This is a genomic window from Actinacidiphila glaucinigra (assembly GCF_035918135.1).
In the GTDB taxonomy this organism is placed as follows: Bacteria; Actinomycetota; Actinomycetes; order Streptomycetales; family Streptomycetaceae; genus Actinacidiphila; species Actinacidiphila glaucinigra.
Window position 1 is genome coordinate 2,013,702 of record NZ_CP109144.1, and the last position, 17,388, is coordinate 2,031,089.

At 74.1% G+C, this 17,388-nt stretch carries 17 protein-coding genes; 8 read left to right on the forward strand and 9 right to left on the reverse strand.

Going from position 1 to position 17,388, the window contains the following annotated elements; translation table 11 throughout:
* Positions 1–426: 426 nt before the first annotated feature.
* The 3 genes from galE to idi all read left to right on the forward strand — a co-directional run bounded on the left by galE (position 427) and on the right by idi (position 3,269).
* Positions 427–1,413: a UDP-glucose 4-epimerase GalE gene (galE, locus tag OIE69_RS08925; protein WP_326571406.1), complete on the forward strand. Its 987-nt coding sequence runs from the start codon at positions 427–429 to the stop codon at positions 1,411–1,413.
* Between the two features lie 172 nt (positions 1,414–1,585).
* Positions 1,586–2,536, forward strand: a complete 951-nt coding sequence (locus OIE69_RS08930; RefSeq protein ID WP_326571407.1) for a cation diffusion facilitator family transporter — start codon at positions 1,586–1,588, stop codon at positions 2,534–2,536.
* 124 nt (positions 2,537–2,660) lie between these two features.
* Positions 2,661–3,269: an isopentenyl-diphosphate Delta-isomerase gene (gene idi, locus OIE69_RS08935; RefSeq protein WP_326571408.1), complete on the forward strand. Its 609-nt coding sequence runs from the start codon at positions 2,661–2,663 to the stop codon at positions 3,267–3,269.
* A 22-nt stretch (positions 3,270–3,291) separates the two neighbouring features.
* Here the strand turns inward: idi and OIE69_RS08940 are convergent, their stop codons facing one another.
* Entirely contained in the window at positions 3,292–3,783 is a 492-nt protein-coding gene (locus OIE69_RS08940; RefSeq protein WP_326571409.1) for an ATP-binding protein, read from the reverse strand.
* A 210-nt stretch (positions 3,784–3,993) separates the two neighbouring features.
* Positions 3,994–4,602 carry an HdeD family acid-resistance protein gene (locus tag OIE69_RS08945; RefSeq protein WP_326571410.1) on the reverse strand — a complete coding sequence of 203 codons (609 nt, stop codon included), beginning with the start codon at positions 4,600–4,602 and terminating at the stop codon, positions 3,994–3,996.
* A 150-nt stretch (positions 4,603–4,752) separates the two neighbouring features.
* Between OIE69_RS08945 and OIE69_RS08950 the strand changes: the two genes are divergently transcribed.
* Positions 4,753–5,529, forward strand: a complete 777-nt coding sequence (locus tag OIE69_RS08950) for an enoyl-CoA hydratase/isomerase family protein (RefSeq protein ID WP_326571411.1) — start codon at positions 4,753–4,755, stop codon at positions 5,527–5,529.
* Here the strand turns inward: OIE69_RS08950 and OIE69_RS08955 are convergent.
* Complete coding sequence (locus OIE69_RS08955; protein WP_326571412.1) at positions 5,507–6,190, reverse strand: pyridoxamine 5'-phosphate oxidase family protein; 684 nt, start codon at positions 6,188–6,190, stop codon at positions 5,507–5,509. The genes OIE69_RS08950 and OIE69_RS08955 overlap by 23 nt on opposite strands.
* A gap of 170 nt (positions 6,191–6,360) precedes the next feature.
* Here OIE69_RS08955 and OIE69_RS08960 point away from each other — a divergent pair, with 170 nt between their 5' ends.
* Together OIE69_RS08960 and OIE69_RS08965 are read left to right on the forward strand one after the other, a co-directional pair.
* On the forward strand, positions 6,361–7,245 hold the full coding sequence (locus OIE69_RS08960; RefSeq protein WP_326571413.1) for an SCO6745 family protein: 885 nt from the start codon (positions 6,361–6,363) through the stop codon (positions 7,243–7,245).
* A gap of 231 nt (positions 7,246–7,476) precedes the next feature.
* A complete protein-coding gene (locus OIE69_RS08965) occupies positions 7,477–7,788 on the forward strand; it encodes a hypothetical protein (RefSeq protein WP_326571414.1) in 312 nt (103 codons plus the stop codon).
* Between the two features lie 472 nt (positions 7,789–8,260).
* Here the strand turns inward: OIE69_RS08965 and OIE69_RS08970 are convergent, their stop codons facing one another.
* The gene (locus OIE69_RS08970) at positions 8,261–9,256 is read right to left on the reverse strand and encodes an EamA family transporter (RefSeq protein ID WP_392567484.1); all 996 of its coding nucleotides are present in this window, start codon (positions 9,254–9,256) and stop codon (positions 8,261–8,263) included.
* A gap of 16 nt (positions 9,257–9,272) precedes the next feature.
* On the opposite strand from OIE69_RS08970, the gene OIE69_RS08975 reads away from it, so the two are divergent.
* Positions 9,273–10,193 carry a LysR family transcriptional regulator gene (locus OIE69_RS08975; protein WP_326571416.1) on the forward strand — a complete coding sequence of 307 codons (921 nt, stop codon included), beginning with the start codon at positions 9,273–9,275 and terminating at the stop codon, positions 10,191–10,193.
* An 82-nt stretch (positions 10,194–10,275) separates the two neighbouring features.
* Here OIE69_RS08975 and OIE69_RS08980 read toward each other — a convergent pair whose 3' ends face one another.
* The 5 genes from OIE69_RS08980 to OIE69_RS09000 all read right to left on the reverse strand — a co-directional run bounded on the left by OIE69_RS08980 (position 10,276) and on the right by OIE69_RS09000 (position 16,424).
* Positions 10,276–11,193 carry a DMT family transporter gene (locus OIE69_RS08980; protein WP_326571417.1) on the reverse strand — a complete coding sequence of 306 codons (918 nt, stop codon included), beginning with the start codon at positions 11,191–11,193 and terminating at the stop codon, positions 10,276–10,278.
* Positions 11,194–11,237: 44 nt separating this feature from the next.
* The gene (locus OIE69_RS08985; RefSeq protein ID WP_326571418.1) at positions 11,238–13,298 is read right to left on the reverse strand and encodes an FUSC family protein; all 2,061 of its coding nucleotides are present in this window, start codon (positions 13,296–13,298) and stop codon (positions 11,238–11,240) included.
* 161 nt (positions 13,299–13,459) lie between these two features.
* On the reverse strand, positions 13,460–14,167 hold the full coding sequence (locus tag OIE69_RS08990; RefSeq protein WP_392567656.1) for a L,D-transpeptidase family protein: 708 nt from the start codon (positions 14,165–14,167) through the stop codon (positions 13,460–13,462).
* A gap of 14 nt (positions 14,168–14,181) precedes the next feature.
* Complete coding sequence (locus OIE69_RS08995; protein ID WP_326571419.1) at positions 14,182–14,670, reverse strand: glutathione peroxidase; 489 nt, start codon at positions 14,668–14,670, stop codon at positions 14,182–14,184.
* Positions 14,671–14,783: 113 nt separating this feature from the next.
* Positions 14,784–16,424: an ABC-F family ATP-binding cassette domain-containing protein gene (locus tag OIE69_RS09000; protein ID WP_326571420.1), complete on the reverse strand. Its 1,641-nt coding sequence runs from the start codon at positions 16,422–16,424 to the stop codon at positions 14,784–14,786.
* 100 nt (positions 16,425–16,524) lie between these two features.
* Between OIE69_RS09000 and ddaH the strand changes: the two genes are divergently transcribed.
* Positions 16,525–17,301 (forward strand): dimethylargininase, encoded by a 777-nt coding sequence (gene ddaH, locus OIE69_RS09005; RefSeq protein WP_326571421.1) that lies wholly within the window; start codon positions 16,525–16,527, stop codon positions 17,299–17,301.
* Positions 17,302–17,388 lie beyond the last annotated feature (87 nt).

Sequence of the window (17,388 nt, forward strand, 5' to 3'; positions counted from 1 at the left end):
GTTGTGTCGGCAGAGGCTATCGGATTCCCGGAAGGCTCCGTTCACCGGCCGTTTCCCATGCGATGGGCCACTGGGCGTGATCATCATGGTCGATCACGCGCACATCGACAACGCCCGGTACACCGCGTAGACCGGGGGTCACGGTGAGTGCCGGGACGGCCAACGGCCGCCGGAGGACGACCGGGGCGCGTGGAGCGCGCCGAAGTGCCGCGTCCGGCCGCCTGCCGCGACCCCACGTACTGCCGCGGCGCGGTAGAGGCCCGGCACTCCGCGAGCCGGCGCAGACGAACAACCGGACGCCGCCGGCGTGCGGGGCCCGTCCCCGGAGATCGTCCGCGCCCTGTCGGCCGAGCCCCCGCCGCGGCGGCCTCCGAGGGGGCGGATCTGCGCTCACCCGCCCGCGCACCGAGCCACTAGGGTGGCGCCATGACTTGGTTGATCACCGGCGGGGCCGGCTTCATCGGATCTCACGTGGTGCGGGCGATGAGTCGCGCGGGAGAGCGCGTGGTCGTGCTCGACGACGGTTCGTCCGGTGTCCCTGCCAGGGTGCCCGCGGACGTCCCGGTGGTGACCGGCTCCGTCCTGGACCGCGCCGTGCTGGACCGCGCGATCACCGAGCACGGCGTGACGGGGGTGGTGCACCTGGCCGCCAGGAAGCAGGTCGGCGAGTCGGTGGAGCAGCCGCTGCGGTACTACCGGGAGAACCTGGGCGGCCTCGGGACGCTGCTGGAGGCGGTGGCGGACGCCGGCATCGGCCGCTTCGTCTTCTCCTCCTCCGCCGCCGTGTACGGCCTGCCCGACGTGCCGCTGGTGACCGAGTCCACGCCGTGCCTGCCGCTCAGCCCGTACGGCGAGACCAAGCTGGCCGGCGAGTGGCTGGTCCGCGCGACCGGGCGGGCGCACGGGATCTCCACCGCCTGCCTGCGCTACTTCAACGTCGCGGGGGCGGCCGAACCCCGGCTCGCCGACACCGGGGTGTTCAACATCGTCCCGATGGTCTTCGACAAGCTGACCCGGGGCGAGGCCCCGCAGATCTTCGGGGACGACTACCCGACCCCCGACGGCACGTGCGTGCGCGACTACATCCACGTCGAGGACCTGGCCGACGCCCATCTCGCGGCGGCCCGCTGGGTCGGCGAGCGGGACGGCGGCGCCGACCTGACGGTGAACATCGGACGCGGCGAGGGCGTCTCCGTCCGGGAGCTGATCGACATCGTCCTCGAGGTCACCGGCCGCAAGGACGTCGAGCCGGTGATCATGCCGCGTCGGGCGGGCGACCCGGCGAGCGTGGTCGCCTCGTCCGAGCTGATCCGCCGGGAACTGGGCTGGGCGGCCACCCGCGGCGTCCGCGAGATGGTCGAGTCCGCGTGGGAGGGCTGGTGCCTGAACCACCCGGAGGCGCGGGGCGCCTGACCACGGGCGTTCCGCCCGCGGTGGAGCCGCGGCCCATCACCGCAGGTCACCACCGCTGACAGCGGTCACCGTCGGCGAGTTGCCCACGGACGGTGACCGTTGTTCACTGGGCTCGCCGGTCTCCGCGCGCGGGCACGCCGTCGCGCGGGGGGCGACGGACGGGAGTCGGGCGATGGGCGCAGGACACGCGCACGACCACGGCCACCCGCACGGGCCGGGGTCCGCACCGACGGGCACGGCGGCCGCCGCGTACCGCGGGCGGCTGCGCATGGCGCTCGGCATCACGCTGCTGATCCTCGTGGCGGAGGTCGCGGGCAGCGCGCTCACCGGATCGCTCGCCCTGCTCGCCGACGCCGGGCACATGGCCACCGACGCGGCGGGCCTGGCGATGGCGCTGGTGGCCATCCACTTCGCCAACCGCCCGCCGAGCGAGCGCCGCACCTTCGGGCTGGCGCGGGCCGAGATCCTGTCGGCGGTGGCCAACGCGGTGCTGCTGTTCGGCGTGGGCGCCTTCATCTTCTACGAGGCGGTCCGCCGGCTGATCACACCCACCGAGGTCGAGGGCGGTCTTACCGTCGTCTTCGGCGCGATCGGCCTGGTGGCGAACTCGGTGTCCCTTCTGCTGCTGATGCGCGGGCAGCGCGAGAGCCTCAACGTCCGGGGTGCCTTCCTCGAGGTCATGGCGGACGCGCTGGGCTCGCTGGCCGTGGTCGTGGCGGCGCTGGTGATCCTGGCCACGGGCTGGCAGCGGGCGGACCCGGTCGCCTCGATCCTGATCGGCCTGATGATCGTCCCGCGGACGTGGAAACTGCTGCGCGAGGCGATCGACGTCCTGCTGGAGGCCGCGCCCAAGGACGTGGACATGGCCGACGTGCGTGCGCACATCCTGGCGCTGCCCGGAGTGGCGGGGCTGCACGACCTGCATGTGTGGACGATCACCTCGGGGATGCCGGTGCTCTCGGCGCACGTCGTGGTGAGCCGGGACGTCCTGGACGCGGTCGGCCACGAGAAGATGCTGCACGACCTGCAGGGCTGTCTCGGCACCCACTTCGACGTGGAGCACTGCACCTTCCAGCTGGAGCCGGTGGGGCACGCGGAGCACGAGGCTCGGTTGTGCCACTGAGGGAGCACCCCGAAGGAGTGCCGCACCGCGCACGCAGTGTGACGATATGCAAACACGCTGCAACCGCACCGGGCGTCCCCGCGTGAGGCAGACTGAGGTCTTGTCGTCGAAGCAAAGGATGGCCATGCCCACAAGCCCCGCCGCCGACCGGCCCCGCACACCCGCCGCGGACCCCACCTCCAACGGTGCCCCGGCGCCGATCCTCCTCGAGCTGGTCGACGAGACCGGCGCGACGATCGGCACCGCGGAGAAGCTGTCGGCCCACTTGCCGCCGGGGCGGCTCCATCGGGCGTTCTCGGTCTTCCTCTTCGACGGGGAAGGCCGGCTGCTGCTGCAGCGCCGGGCCGCGGGGAAGTACCACTCGCCCGGCGTGTGGTCGAACACCTGCTGCGGCCACCCCTATCCCGGCGAACCGCCCTTCGTCGCCGCCGCGCGCCGCACCGCCGAGGAACTCGGCGTGGCGCCCGCGCTGATGCGGGAGGCCGGCACGGTCCGCTACAACCACCCGGACCCGGCATCTGGGCTGGTCGAGCAGGAGTACAACCACCTCTTCGTCGGCGTGGTGACCGCACCCCTGGACCCGGATCCGGAGGAGATCGGCGAGACCGCCTTCGTGTCGCCCGCCGAGCTCGCCGCGCTCCGCGCCGCCGGGCCGTTCTCGGCCTGGTTCCCGACCGTGCTCGATGCCGCGCTGCCCGCGGTGCGCGAGCTGACGGGCGACGCGGGCTGGTAGCCCGGGCCGCGCGGTCCCCGCGTCAGTGCACCGGGCCGGGCGGCAGCGGGAGCGCGGCCCAGATGACCTTGCCGCCGGTCGTCGTCTGCTGGACGTCGCACATCCCGCCCGCCTCGGCGGTCACCGTCTTGACCAGCAGCAGGCCTCGCCCCCCGGTGTCGGCGTCGTCGACCTGGAGGGCCTTCGGCCGGTACGGGTGGTTGTCCTCGACGGCCACCCGTACCCAGTCGACGCCCACGGCGAACTCCACCGCGATCTCCGGGGAGAGCAGCGCGGCGTGCCGCACCGCGTTGGTGACGAGTTCGGAGACGATCAGCAGCAGGCCGTGCAGCAGCTCCTCGCCGACCGGCACGCCCTGGCGGACGACGAGCTCCCGTACCGCGTGCCGGGCCTGCGGCACCGAGGAGTCCAGCGCGGGAGCCGTGAAGCGCCACACGCCCTCGTAGGGGCGCGGGACATCCGGCGCCACCGGGGGCACCGGATCGGGGGGCGGGACGCTCCCGCGTACGTCCATGGCGGTCTTCACCCTCGATTCACGCGATACACCCCGCGGCTCCCGAGGGCCGCCCATGGCGGCGACGGGGTTCGCCTCACGGATCGAGTGTCGGCAGGCAATGGGCCCACCCCGAGCCGCTGACCGTAAATCCACATCTTTCGATCACGTCCGACCCATGGCGATCGGACGTGCCAGGCCAGTGAGCTCTACTGACCCGGCCGTTCCGCTTCACTGACGGGTCAGCGGGGCGTCCCGGGCATCGGCGACCATTCCGACGATCCGCCGGCCGCCCAGACCCGCGCCGAGCAGGCCCAGGCCGTCGAACAGCAGCGCCAGCGAGAAGAAGGCGCCGATGACGTAGACACTGCTCTCCGGCCAGTCGGCCAGGACCAGGATCGCCAGCAGGATGCCGATGGCGCCCTGGATGAGCGTCCACACCATGTGCGGCCCGCGCACCACCATGCCGCCGAAGAGGCGGAAGATCCCACCGGTCAGGAAGAGCAGCGCCGCGAACATCGTCAGGGCGGCCGCCGTCTGCTCGGGGTTGCGGATCACGACGACCCCGGCGGCGATGTAGAGGGCCGCGACGACCAGGGCGAGCCAGAAGAAGTTGGTGTTGCGGTTCTGCACCGCCTGGACCAGGCCGACGACGCCGCCGACCAGCAGCAGCCAGCCGAAGAGCAGCATCGAGGTGATGGTCGCGAAGCCCACGTAGAACAGCCCGACCAGGCCGCCCACGACCAGGATCGCGCCCAGCGCGGCGACCCAGCCGAAGCTGCGCTTGATCCCGGCCTCCGGGGGCTCCGGATGCTTCTTGCGTCCCTTGAACGGGGCCATGGCCGCCGCCTCCTCGCGCTCGTCGGAAGCCAGTCGGGAACTACAGCTCATATACCCGATTTGCCGTGGCACGGACCGGGATAGGATCCCCGTCCGGCGGCTTCGGCGATCTTCGCCGGCCGGGACGACGACGAGACGAGGGATGCGGGCATGTCCGAGCCGTCCGGGCCTGGCCTGGTGGTGGACACGGCGGGCGCGACCGCCACCGTGACGATCAGCAATCCGGCCAAGCGCAACGCGATGACCGTGGCGATGTGGCGGGAGCTGCCCGGCCTGCTCGACGGCCTCGCGGCGGACCCGGCCGTGCGCGTCCTGGTGCTCACCGGGGCCGGCGGCACCTTCTGTGCCGGCGCGGACATCTCCGGCCTGCGCGATCCGGCCGGCGGCCCCGGCGCGACGCAGAGCGCCGCCGTGGAGGCGGAGGAGGCGCTCGCGGCGTTCCCGAAGCCGACGCTGGCCGTGATCCGGGGTTCCTGCGTGGGCGGCGGCTGCCAGCTCGCGGCCGCCTGCGACCTGCGGTTCGCCGCGGAGGGCGCGCGCTTCGGGGTCACCCCGGCCCGGCTGGGCATCGTCTACCCGGCGTCCTCCACGCGACGGCTCATGGGCCTGGTCGGACCGGCGACGGCGAAGCACCTGCTGTTCTCCGCGGAGCTGATCGGCCACGAGCGTGCGCTGCGGACGGGGCTGGTGGACGAGGTGCTGGCGGAGGACGAGCTCGACAAGCGGGTGGAGGAGTTCGCCGGGGTGCTGGCCTCGCGGTCGCTGCTGACGCAGGCGGCGGCCAAGGAGTTCACCGCGCCCGGAGCCGACCCGGCACGAGTCGGGCACTGGGCCCGCCAGGCGGAGGGCAGCGACGACACGGCGGAGGGCGTGGCCGCGTTCCTGGAGGGCCGTGAGCCCCGCTTCACGTGGACGGTGGGACGGTAGTCAGGGCCGCCAGGTGCGGCGGCAGCGGCACGCCGTCGCGCAGTGCCGGGTCGGGGACGGGGGTGCCCCACCCGGTGGTGAGCGGCAGGACACCCGCCCACACGGGCAGCGCGGCGTCGGGCCCTTCGCCGTCGTCGGGCGGGCCGGAGCGGAGCTTGACCGAGGCCTCGGCGGTGGCCAGCGCGAGCAGCGTCGTCGCGGCGAGTTCGCGGCGGTTCGGCCGGCGGGCGTGGTCCCACTGCCCCGGGGCGCACTGCTCGGTGAGCACGCGCAGTCCGTGCAGCTTCTCCCCGGGGTCGGTGACGGGACGGGGAGTGCCGAGGACCATCGCGCTGCGGTAGTTGACGCCGTGCTCGAAGACGGAACGGGCCAGGACCAGGCCGTCCACATGGGTCACCGTGACGCACACCGGGGTACCCGGGGCCGGGCGCAGGCTGCGGCTCGCCACGGAGCCGTGCAGGTACAGGGTGGCCGCGGGGGCGTCGTACCCGTACGCGGTGGGCACGGCCAGGGGGGTGCCGTCGACGACGACGGCGAGGTGGCAGACGAATCCCGCGCCCAGTACGGCGTCCAGGTCGTCGCGGGAGACGCTGCCCTGCTCGCGGAGGCGGCGGTGGCGGGTGCGGTCGTTCACGGGGAGGGTGCGGTCGGCTGCCGGCATGGGCGGGACCTCCGAGGGGTTGGCGGCTACTGGGCGCCGAGACTAGCCATATCGATTGTTCGGCGTCTCACCCTCGACGGAATCAGTGGCGGCTTCGGTCCGGGCGACGGAATCGGTGTTTCGGCGGTCTGGCTCTCGGCGACATGCCGACTGGTCGGTAACCTGCTGCCATGACCGCCCCCACCCCCACCACGCCCGCGCCGGAGCCGCGCGCGGGCCGGCGCTGCCACAACGCCCTCAACCCCCTGCACTCGGTCGTGTACTTCTCGTCCGAGTACGACCGCGAACTCACGGCCCTCGGCCTGGAGCGCGGCGCCATGGCCTACTTCGCCGGGCGGGCCGCCCCGCTGGGCGCCGTCGCGGCGGGGACGGTCACCGCCACCTTCTACAACTTCAACCACGCGATCATCGCCCCGGTCATCCCGCGCGCCTGGGGCATCGCGCCCCCGGAAGCGGTCGTCGAGACCCGGCTGCGCGTCGCCGACGCCGTGCTGACGCGGCTGCTGGGGCCGGAGGTCATCGCCTCCGCCGACCTCGCCGACGCCGCGCGCCTCGCACTCCGCGCCGCCGAGGCCTGCACCCGCGAGGCCAGGCCCCTCTACGCCGCCAACGCGGACCTGCCGGTGCCGGAGCAGCCCCACCTCGCGCTCTGGCACGCCGCCACCCTGCTGCGCGAGCACCGGGGCGACGGGCACCTCGCGGCCCTCGCCGCGGCGGGCCTGAACGGGCTGGAGGCCCTGGTGACCCACACCGCCACCGGCAAGGGCTTCACCCCGGGCTTCGTGCAGCGCAGCCGCGGCTGGTCCGCCCAGGACTGGGCCGCCGCCCAGGACGGGCTCCGGGAACGCGGCCTCCTCGACGCGGCCGGCGACCTCACCGACCCCGGTGTCGAACTGCGCCGCGAGATCGAGGGCGTGACCGACCGACTCGACCGCGCGCCCTACGAGCACCTCGGGGCCACCGCCGTCGACCGCCTCACCACGCTCGCCGGGACCCTCACCCGCCGCGTCCTGGGCAACGGCGGCTTCCCGCTGCAGCACTTCGGCAAGAGCTGAGGCGGCGGCGCCGGGCCGGGCCGGGCCGGGCGCGGTGGTGTGCCCCGCGCCTGACAGCGTCAGTCGACACATCGACATGTGCACCCGGGCAAGACCTCCGAGGCGAGCGTCGTGGAGTTCGTGAAGGGATCCGCAGGGCCGATACTCGGCCGACCAGGCTCGGCACGTCTTCTGCCTGTGGATCGCCGCCTTGCAGATCACCCGGTGCGACATCTGCGGCAGGATTCGGTCATGGATTTTCGGATCGAGTGGCCCGCGCCCATGGACGAGTACGACTGGGCGATCCAGGAGGACAAGGGCTGGCTGGATGTGCTCGTCGCGAGGAACGGTGGCAGGCGAGTCGTCGAGGTGTACGACCCGGTTCGACTCGCGCAGTCAGTGACCAGTGAAGTGGGCCGGCTCGGGCGCTTCACGGCTGGAAGCCTGCTGGTGGTCCCGAGTGTGACGCGCGAGAACATCGAATCTGCCATATCGGCGATCGCGGACGAGGGCTTCTTCGACCAGATGCGGTGCGGTGGGACGCCGGAGGCGTCGTCCCACTGACCTTGTCCCGGGACCCGGGCCAAGCCTCGGAGCGCGGTGAACTCGCGGCATTTCACCATCCAGATGGCGCGCGGGCCTCGTCCTCGAACAGAAAGTCGTCGATCGGAAGCGGCCACGGCGCGGGGATCCATGGCTGACCGTCGAGCCCCCTCGACTGCCGCACCCGGGACGCCAGGCCCGCGACACGGGCCCCGTCAAGCGTCGACCCCATGCCCCGGCAAGGGGAGTTGAGGCATGTGAGACGCGGTGAGGAAGCGGCGACAGAATCCCTGCGGATCGTCCTGCCGGACGTCGGACACCGGGAGGCTGGGAGCCGGGCGAGCCTGGACTCCGACCGCGCGGGCCAACCTGCCCTGCGCCGCCGTACGGACGAGCGCCGGCCGCCTCGGGGACCGCGTCCCTGGTAGGCCGCGCTGCGCGGGGCCCCACCCGCCACCGTGCCGGGCTCACAGGCGGCCGGGCCGTCGCCGGGTCAGGGCGCGGGGGCGGCCGGCGCGGGGGCGGGGAGTTCGCCGCGGACGACCTCGCGCCCGGGGCGGCCCGCCGCGCGTTTCTCGCCGCGGGCGGCGCCGATGCCGGCGACCACGACCAGGGCCGTCCCCGCCGCCTGGAGGGCGGTCGGGACCTGGGAGACCAGCACCAGCGCGGCGAGCAGGCTGACCGCGGGCTCCATGCCCGCGAGGGTGCCGTAGGCGGTCCTGCCGATCCGCTGGAGGGCCTTCATCTCCAGCAGGAAAGGCACCAGCGGCATCAGGACGGCGATGCCCGCGACCGCCGCGACGACCTGCCACGTGGCGCCCGACACCACGCCCGGGGCGCCGAAGGGCGCGGTGAACACCGTGGCGACGCCGAGGGAGACGGCGAGGCCGTGCTGCGCCGAGAAGCGGCTGCCGACGTGCTGGGTGCCGATCACGTAGAGCGCCCAGCACGCGCCGGACGCGACCCCGAACAGGACACCCGCGAGGTCGGCGCCGCCCTGCCACGGCGAGGTGAGGCACAGGACGCCGGCCGCCGCGAGCAGCAGCCAGGCGAGTTCGCGTCGTTGCCGCAGGGAGGCGACGGCGACGGCGAGCGGCCCGAGGAACTCCAGCGCGGTCGCGGTGCCCAGCGGGATGCGGGCGGCGGCCTCCGAGAAGAGCAGCATCATGGCGCCGCTGACCGCGCCGAGCAGGACGACGGCGGCCAGGTCACGGCGCGGGGCGGCGCGCAGCGCGGGCCACAGCGAACGGCCCGTGAAGGCGAGCAGCAGCAGCGCGGCGAAGCCGACGCGCAGCCACGTGGTGCCGGCCGGGCCGATGTCGTCGAAGAGTTCCGTCGTCAGGGCGCTGCCGGTGTGCAGCACGGTCATCGCGGCCAGGATCAGTACGGCACCAGGTATGCGGCGGGACGTAAGAGTATGCGGCTCGGACACGGGACCCATTGGACACGCCGCCCGTTGTTTCTGTCCACGAGTCATTGGCGGACGCATTGTTTACGATCGGTGGATGATGGACGCGTCCGACCAGCTCCCCGATCTCGGCCGGCTGCGCCTGCTGGTCGAGCTCAGCCGCGTGGGCACCATGGCCGCCGTCGCCGAGCGCACCGGGTACGGCACCTCGGCGGTCTCCAAGCACCTCGCGGTTCTGGAGCAGGAGGTCGGCACGCGGCTGCTCACCCCGGTCGGCCGCCGGGTGCGGCTCACCCCGGCGGGTGAGCGCCTGGTCGCGCACGCCGTGGGGATCCTGTCGGCCGTCGAGGAGGCCCGGGCGGAGCTGCGCGGGGAGTCCGGCCCGGCCGGCCGGGTGCGGCTGGCGAGCTTCGTCAGCGCCGTCGAGCCCACGGTCGTGCCCGCGCTCGGGCGGCTCCGCGCGGAGCACCCGCGCGTCGAGGTGCAGCTGTACGAGCACGAGCCGGAGCAGACCCTCGCGCTGCTGCTGTCCGGGGACGTCGACCTCGGCATCGTCTACGACTACAGCCTGGTGCCGCGCCCGGTGCCGGACGGTCTCAGCGCCCGGCAGTTCGCCACGCAGCCGATGGTGCTCCTGCTGCCGGACGGGCATGCCGGCGACCCGGGGCCGGGCGGGCCGGTGCCGCTGTCCGGGCTGAGCAGGCTGTCCGGGGCGGGGTGGATCACCAACTCGCGCGGCAGCGACGACGACGAGCTGGTGCAGCGGGTGTGCGCGATGGCGGGCTTCGCCCCGCGGATCGTCCACCGGGTCGACAGCCTGCACCTGGTCAACCTGCTCACCGGGGCGGGGCTCGGTGTGGCGCTGCTCGCCGAGTCGGGGGTGGAGCGGCAGCGCGACGACGTGGTGACCCGTCCGCTGGACCCGCTGGTGGGCACGCGGCGGCACTTCCTGGTGGCACGCGCCGGTCAGTGGTCGTGGCCGCCGATCGCGACGGTCGCCCGGCTGCTCACGGGGTGAGCGGACCGGGCGACGGCGGAGGGCAGCGGCTCAGGTGGGTCAGGTGGGTCAGCCGCCCAGACGGGTCAGCCGGTCAGACGGGTCAGCGGACGATCCTGACGGGCTCCTCGCCCGAGCCGCCGACGCCGGCCGCGTCCTTCCGGGACGTGCCGTGCGCGCACGGCATCGCCGGATGCCGACCCAGCAGCACGACACCCACGGCGATCGCGGCGAGTCCCGCCGCCTCCCAGGCCAGCGCGCCGGGCGTGACCCGCACGCGGTCGCCGAGGAAGCCGACGCCGCAGGCGATCCCGGCCAGCGGCTGGGCGGCGGTCAGCGCGGGCAGCGACATGCGCAGCGGGGCCGTCTCGAACGCGCTCTGCACGAGCATCAGCCCGGTCAGGCCCATCACGACGACGGCGTACGGCTGCCACTGCGTGAAGAGCGCGCCGACGCCCTCGACCTCGGCCACCTGACCGGAGATCCGGGTCAGGGCGTCCTGGAGGCCGTAGAGCAGGCCCGCGGCGAGCGCCAGCACCGTCGCCTCGGGTGAGGGGCGCAGCCGCCGTGCACAGGCGACCAGGAGCAGTGCCAGGCCGACGACGACGCCGACCACCAGCCAGTGGCGCAGCGCCCCCGCGGGCGGTCCGCCGCCCGAGGGGCGCCCTGCCACGATGAACGCCGTCACGCCGAGCGCCAGCAACGCCACGCCCGACCACCCGTGCCACCCGAGTCTCTGGCCGGTGAGGCGGCGCGAGAGCGCCATCGCGAAGAGCAGGTTGGTCGCGGTCAGCGGCTCGACGAGGGAGACCTCGCCCTTGGTGAGCGCGAGGGCGCTGAGCAGCATGCCGCAGATCATCAGGAAGACGCCGAGCAGCCACTGCGGCATCCGCATGAGGTCCAGCAGCAGTCTGAAGGAGAGGAAGTCGGACAGCGGAGCGCGCTGGGCGGCCAGCTGCTGGAGGACGAAGCCGAGCCCCAGACAGCAAGCGGCCCCCACCCCGAGCAGGAATACGGCCACCTCGTCAACCTCCCGGTGTCGCCGACTGGCCCGACCTTAGCCCCTCACCCGTCTTGATCGCGACGATTGTCCGCACTCGGCTCCCGGCCCGCGGCCGGGGCGGACGCGACGGGGTGCGGTGCGGCGCTCCCGCCCCGCGCGGGCAGGCGCAGGCTCGTCACGATGTCGCGGATGAGGTGCAGCTCGGCGACGACGTCGGCGATGGTCTCGCACTCGGGCGTCGCGGGGAGTTCCGGGAGGCCCGCGGCGTGGGGCCGGCCGTCCAGGGTGTCGGCGACCGCCGTGAGCGCGGCGACCACCTGGGCTCCCTCGTGGGCCGATGGGCGTGGGGCGCCTTGCTCCATCCGGAGGACGCAGGCGGTGGTCGCGTCCACGATCCGCTCCGAGGCGGCGACCACGCGGAACCAGTCGCCGTTGCCGCCGTGCCGGGAGGGCAGCTCGGCGGCGAGGGTCTCGGCGGCGACGCGGGCCTCGCCCAGGGCGCTGTAGGCCGCCCTGCGCAGCACTCTGCGCTCCTCGGGCCGCTCACCGGCGGGCATGGTCAGGACGTGGTCGAGGTAGTCGCGGGTGCGCCGCTGGGCGACGGCCAGCAGGTGGCCGACGCGTGCGCTGGGGTCGGTGAGCCGTGGGAGGTGGCCCACGACGACGACGATCGCGCACGCGATCGCGGTGTCCAGCAGCCTGGACAGGGCCGCCTGGGTGTCGCCTCCGGCCCAGACGAAAGCCAGCACCATGATCGTGACGGCGGCGGTCTGCAGCGCGAAGTGGCGGGCCGCGAACGGGAGGAGCGCGCCCGCCACGGAGGCGCAGACGGCGGTCCACCAGATCCCGCCGCCCAGGGGCACCGCGAACGCCGCGAAGACCAGTACGCCGAGCGCCGTACCGAAGAAGCGGTTGACGACCCGGGAGAACAGCGGGCCGATGTCGGGCTTCACCAGGAACGCGGCCGTGAGCGGCAGCCAGTACCAGTGGTCCGCCCGCAGGGCCACGGCCACGGCCGCACTGGCGGTGACGCACACGGCGACCTTCAGGCCGTACTCGCGGCCCACGGGGCCGAGGACGCGACGGCGCAGCATCGGCGCCGACCCGCGGGCGGGGAGCGGGGCGGCGTCCTCGGCGCGGTCCGTGTCCGGCGCCGTGCGGGCGAAGACGACGGAGGCGTGCAGCATCATGGCGTCGAAGGCGGCGCGGGCCGGGGTGGTCGACTCCGGCGCCGGCAGCGGGCCGGGCGGTGCTCCCGTCCGTACGGCCCTGGCGAGCCGCCGCGGACCGTCCCCGCTCCGGGGCGGCAGGGGCCGGGCCTCCCAGAGCAGGGCGGCGGCGGCGTCGGTCAGCTCGGTGGCCACGCCGAAGCGCTCCGCGAGCAGCAGTTCGTCGGGGCGCGCGGGCCTGCGCAGCACCCGCCGGCTGAGCCGGCGCAGCCGGACGGCCTCGTCGCCGCGGTCCAGGGCGGCGCTCAGCCGCCGCCGCGCGGCCTCCGCGCCGGGCCCGCCGACGGCGTCGAGGGCGTCGGCGAGGGCGTCGAAGATCCGGGCCAGCGAGGCGCGCTCGCCGTCCAGCGCGCCGCCGGCCGGACGCGGCGGGCGCAGGACGAGCCGCAGCAGGAGCAGCCAGCCCGCCCCGGCGAGGAAGTACAGCGCCTTGTAGCCGGCCCCGCCGGGCAGCGGCAGTCCCATCCCGACCACGGTGGCGGCCAGCCCCTGCATGGCGGCCCGCGAGCAGACCGGGCCGACCACGCTGACCGCGCCCGACGCCGCTCCCGACGCGAACAGCACCGGCAGCACCCACCAGCCGGTCAGGGCGTTCTGGGTCACGGCACCCACCAGTACGCCCAGCGCGGCGACGAGCGCGGGCAGCCCGATGTGGACGACGCCCGTCCTGCGGGTGCCGGGGAGGTCGTTGAAGCCCGCGAACAGCGCCCCGAGCCCGGCCAGCACCCCGATCTCGGCGCGTCCCAGCCCGATCCCCAGCGCGAGCAGCGGCCCGGCCGCCAGGGCCCCGCGCAGCACGGCCGGCCACGGCACCGGCCCCCGCTGCCAGCGCAGCGGATGGGCCAGCCAGGACGGCAGGGCGACGGGTCGGCGGCCGGGGCCACGGAGCAGCACGGGCATCCTCACGGGACGAGAGCGATCTCGGCGTCGGGAAAAGACGCAGGCCAGCGGGGTGTCGGGCCGTCGCCTCCCCCTACTCAGCCTATCGGCCACGGGTGTCCCGGTACCGCCGTGGGCCCTGTCGTCGCATTCCCTCCGGTCGTCGGCCGGAGGAGCTAGGTCGAGGACGGGTCCCGGTGCCGCGTGATCGCGGTCGCGCCCGACTCCGTGCCGATCGCGATGTGGGGGTGGCGGCCGGGGTCGGCCCAGGCCAGGACGCGGCGCATGACGCCGGCCGGGACCGAGACGCAACCCGCCGTGGCGGCACGGCCGTTCACATGGAGGAAGATCCCGGCGCCGCGTTCACGGACCGGGTGGCGGTAGTTGAAGCCGATGACGAGGGCGTGCGCGTACTGCTTGCCGAAGCCGGCGAGGTGCTCGGACTCCTCGGGGGCGCAGTCCTCGGGCAGGGGTTCGACCCAGCGGTTGTATGCGTCCGAGGCGTTGTCCTGGCACCACCAGGAGTCCTCCGTGACCGGCAGGTACCGCGTCCTCGTACCGGGGGGCGGCGGCTCGGTGCCGAACGCGAACGGGAGGTCGTACAGGCCGGCCGGGGTGGTCGAGGTGTTCTGCACCCGGTCGCGCCCCTCGACGAGGCCGCCCCCGCCGAAGCGGGCGGCCGCGGAGCCCGCGGCGACCCAGCGGCCGTCGCGCCGGTCCCACCAGGTCAGCGTCCCGGTGGTGGCGTGCGGGGAGGCGGCGACCGCGGTGATCAGCTGGGTGCCGCCGCCGGTGTCGGCCATGCGGTCCGGCAGCGCGGGCGGCGGCCAGGGAACCGCGGCCGCCGTGCCGGCCACGACGGCCGGCACGGCGAGGCGGGTCAGTACCGCGCGCAGGCTCAAGCGGGGAGCTGCGCCTCGATGGCGGCGACGATCTCGTCGGCCTCGGGCTCGGTGCGGGGGCGGAAGCGGCCGACGACCTGGCCGTCGGCACCGACGAGGAACTTCTCGAAGTTCCACTGGACGTCGCCTGCCTGGCCCTCGGCGTCGGCGGTCTCGGTCAGCGCCGCGTACAGCGGGTGCCGCTGGTCACCGTTGACGTCGGACTTCTCGTACAGCGGGAAGCTCACGCCGTAGGTCGCGGAGCAGAAGGTCGCGATCTCCTCGGCCGTGCCCGGCTCCTGTCCCGCGAACTGGTTGCTGGGGAAGCCCAGGACGGTGAAACCCCGGTCGGCATACCGCTTCTGCAGCCGCTCCAGGCCCTCGTACTGCGGGGTCAGTCCGCACTTGGAGGCCACGTTGACGATCAGCAGGGCCTTGCCCCGGTGGTCGTCGAGGGAGGCGGGCTCACCGGTGAGGGTGCGCAGCGGGATGTCGTAGATGCTCACGTCGGAATCTCCTCGTTTCGGGGCGCGGACTGACCACAGGTCGTCCGTTCAACCCCGGTCACGGTGCCGATCTTCCCATGGGAGGGGGTTCCGGGCACGACCGAGGTGTGGTGTCAGTGCTCGGTGACGCGGCCGGAGTCGACGCGGATGCGGCGGGTGGTGTGGACGGACTCCAGCATGCGGCGGTCGTGGGTGACCAGCAGCAGGGTGCCGTCGTAGGAGGCGAGGGCGGACTCGAGCTGCTCGATGGCGGGCAGGTCGAGGTGGTTGGTGGGCTCGTCCAGGACGAGGAGGTTGACCCCGCGGCCCTGCAGGAGGGCGAGGGCGGCCCGGGTGCGCTCGCCCGGGGAGAGGCTCGCGGCGGGGCGCAGCACGTGGGCCGCCTTGAGGCCGAACTTGGCCAGCAGGGTGCGGACGTCGGCGGGCGCGGTGTCGGGGACCTCGGCGCCGAAGGCGTCCAGCAGCGACTCGCCGCCGAGGAACAGCTTGCGGGCCTGGTCGACCTCGCCGACGACGACTCCGGGGCCGAGGTGGGACGCGCCCGCGTCGAGGGGCACCCGGCCCAGGAGGGCGGCCAGGAGGGTCGACTTGCCGGAGCCGTTGGCGCCGGTGATGGCCACCCGGTCGGCCCAGTCGATCTGCAGGTCGACCGGTCCGAGGGTGAACTCCGGGCCGCGGCGGACCTCCGCGCCGCGCAATGTGGCGACGACCGCGCCCGCACGGGGCGCGGCGGCGATCTCCATGCGCAGCTCCCACTCCTTGCGGGGCTCCTCGACGACGTCGAGGCGTTCGATCATGCGCTGGGTCTGCCGGGCCTTGGCGGCCTGCTTCTCGGTGGACTCGGTGCGCAGCTTGCGGCCGATCTTGTCGTTGTCGGTCGCCTTGCGGCGGGCGTTGCGGACGCCGTGCTCCATCCAGTTGCGCTGCATGCGGGCGCGGGACTCGAGGGCGGTCTTGGTGTCGGCGTAGTCGTCGTACGCCTCGCGGGCGTGCCGGCGGGCGGTCTCGCGTTCCTCCAGGTAGGCGGCGTAGCCGCCGCCGTAGGTGTTGACCTCCTGCTGGGCGAGGTCGAGTTCGACGACGCGGTTGACGGTGCGGGCCAGGAACTCGCGGTCGTGGCTGACCAGGACGGTGCCCGCCTTGAGGCCCTTGACGAAGGTCTCCAGGCGCTCCAGGCCGTCCAGGTCGAGGTCGTTGGTGGGCTCGTCCAGGAGGAAGACGTCGTAACGGCTCAGCAGCAGGGACGCCAGGCCCGCGCGGGCGGCCTGCCCACCGGAGAGGGACGTCATCGGCATGTCGAGACCGACGCCGAGGCCGAGCGCCTCGCCGACTTCCTCGGCCCGCTCGTCGAGGTCCGCGCCGCCGAGGGCGAGCCAGCGCTCCAGGCCGTCGTTGTAGGCGTCGTCCGCGCCGGGCGCCCCGTCGACCAGCGCCTGGGTGGCGGTGTCGAGCGCGGACTGGGCGGCGGCCACCCCGGTGCGCCGGGCGAGGAAGGCCCGTACGGTCTCGCCCGGCCGGCGTTCGGGCTCCTGCGGGAGGTGGCCGACGGTCGCGGTGGGCGGGCTGAGCCGCAGCTGCCCCTGCTCGGGCGCGCTCAGGCCCGCGAGCATGCGCAGCAGCGTCGACTTCCCGGCACCGTTGGCCCCGACCAGACCGATGACGTCGCCGGGGGCGACGACGAGGTCGAGGCCGGAGAACAGCACGCGGTCCCCGTGGCCGGCGGCAAGATCCTTGACGACAAGAGTGGCACTCATCAGGCTGCGATGGTATCGCCCCGCCGGCTCGCGCCCCACGGCCCGGGCACGGCCCCCGGGACGGCCGTACGCGGCCCCCGGCCAAGGGAGGGAACGTCGCATGCCGAGCAAGAGGGCCCTCGTCCGCCGTCCGGGTCCGCGCCTCGCGGAGGGGCTGGTGACCCATGTCGGGCGTACCCCCGTCGACATCGGGCTCGCCGCGCGTCAGTGGGAGGGGTACGTGGCTGCGCTGCACGCCCACGGCTGGGAGACGGTGGAGGTCCCGGCGGCCGACGACTGCCCGGACGCGGTCTTCGTCGAGGACGCGGTGGTCGTCTTCCGCGGTGTGGCGCTGCTCGCCCGGTCGGGTGCCGTGTCCCGGCGCCCGGAGACGGCCGGGGCCGAGGAGGCGGTCACGGCGCTGGGTCTCCCGTTCGAACGGGTCCGAGAACCGGGCACGCTGGACGGCGGGGACGTGCTGAAGGTCGGGGACACCGTGTACGTGGGCCGTGGCGGGCGGACCGACGCCGAGGGCGTCCGGCAGTTGCGGTCCGCGTTCGAGCCGCTGGGGGCGCGGGTGGTCGCCGTACCCGTCACCAAGGTGCTGCACCTGAAGTCGGCGGTGACGGCGCTGCCCGACGGCACGGTCATCGGATATCCGCCGCTGGTTGACGATCCGTCGGCCTTCCCCCGCTTCCTGCCGGTGCCGGAGGAGCCGGGCGCGCACGTGGTGCTGCTCGGCGGTGGCCGGCTGCTGATGGCGGCGAGCGCGCCGCGCACCGCGGATCTCCTGGCCGACATGGGATATGAGCCCGTTTCGGTGGACATCAGCGAGTTCGAGAAGCTTGAGGGCTGTGTGACCTGCCTGTCCGTTCGCCTGCGGAACCCGTACGCCTGACGGCGGGTTGCCTTTTCAGTGGCACCTAACCTACGGTTTCGTAACTTACGATTCCGTAAGCACTCTCCGCGAACAGCCAGGAGCCCA

What these genes read in the sequence shown, in the direction of transcription:
- OIE69_RS09000 (WP_326571420.1), bottom strand. Translation starts at nt 16,424, where the DNA reads ATGAGTGCCACTCTTGTCGTCAAGGATCTTGCCGCCGGCCACGGGGAC.
- OIE69_RS08930 (WP_326571407.1), top strand. Translation starts at nt 1,586, where the DNA reads ATGGGCGCAGGACACGCGCACGACCACGGCCACCCGCACGGGCCGGGG.
- ddaH (WP_326571421.1), top strand. Translation starts at nt 16,525, where the DNA reads ATGCCGAGCAAGAGGGCCCTCGTCCGCCGTCCGGGTCCGCGCCTCGCG.
- OIE69_RS08965 (WP_326571414.1), top strand. Translation starts at nt 7,477, where the DNA reads ATGGATTTTCGGATCGAGTGGCCCGCGCCCATGGACGAGTACGACTGG.
- OIE69_RS08970 (WP_392567484.1), bottom strand. Translation starts at nt 9,256, where the DNA reads ATGCGTCCGCCAATGACTCGTGGACAGAAACAACGGGCGGCGTGTCCA.
- OIE69_RS08955 (WP_326571412.1), bottom strand. Translation starts at nt 6,190, where the DNA reads ATGCCGGCAGCCGACCGCACCCTCCCCGTGAACGACCGCACCCGCCAC.
- OIE69_RS08945 (WP_326571410.1), bottom strand. Translation starts at nt 4,602, where the DNA reads ATGGCCCCGTTCAAGGGACGCAAGAAGCATCCGGAGCCCCCGGAGGCC.
- OIE69_RS08950 (WP_326571411.1), top strand. Translation starts at nt 4,753, where the DNA reads ATGTCCGAGCCGTCCGGGCCTGGCCTGGTGGTGGACACGGCGGGCGCG.
- galE (WP_326571406.1), top strand. Translation starts at nt 427, where the DNA reads ATGACTTGGTTGATCACCGGCGGGGCCGGCTTCATCGGATCTCACGTG.
- idi (WP_326571408.1), top strand. Translation starts at nt 2,661, where the DNA reads ATGCCCACAAGCCCCGCCGCCGACCGGCCCCGCACACCCGCCGCGGAC.
- OIE69_RS08975 (WP_326571416.1), top strand. Translation starts at nt 9,273, where the DNA reads ATGATGGACGCGTCCGACCAGCTCCCCGATCTCGGCCGGCTGCGCCTG.
- OIE69_RS08960 (WP_326571413.1), top strand. Translation starts at nt 6,361, where the DNA reads ATGACCGCCCCCACCCCCACCACGCCCGCGCCGGAGCCGCGCGCGGGC.
- OIE69_RS08940 (WP_326571409.1), bottom strand. Translation starts at nt 3,783, where the DNA reads ATGGACGTACGCGGGAGCGTCCCGCCCCCCGATCCGGTGCCCCCGGTG.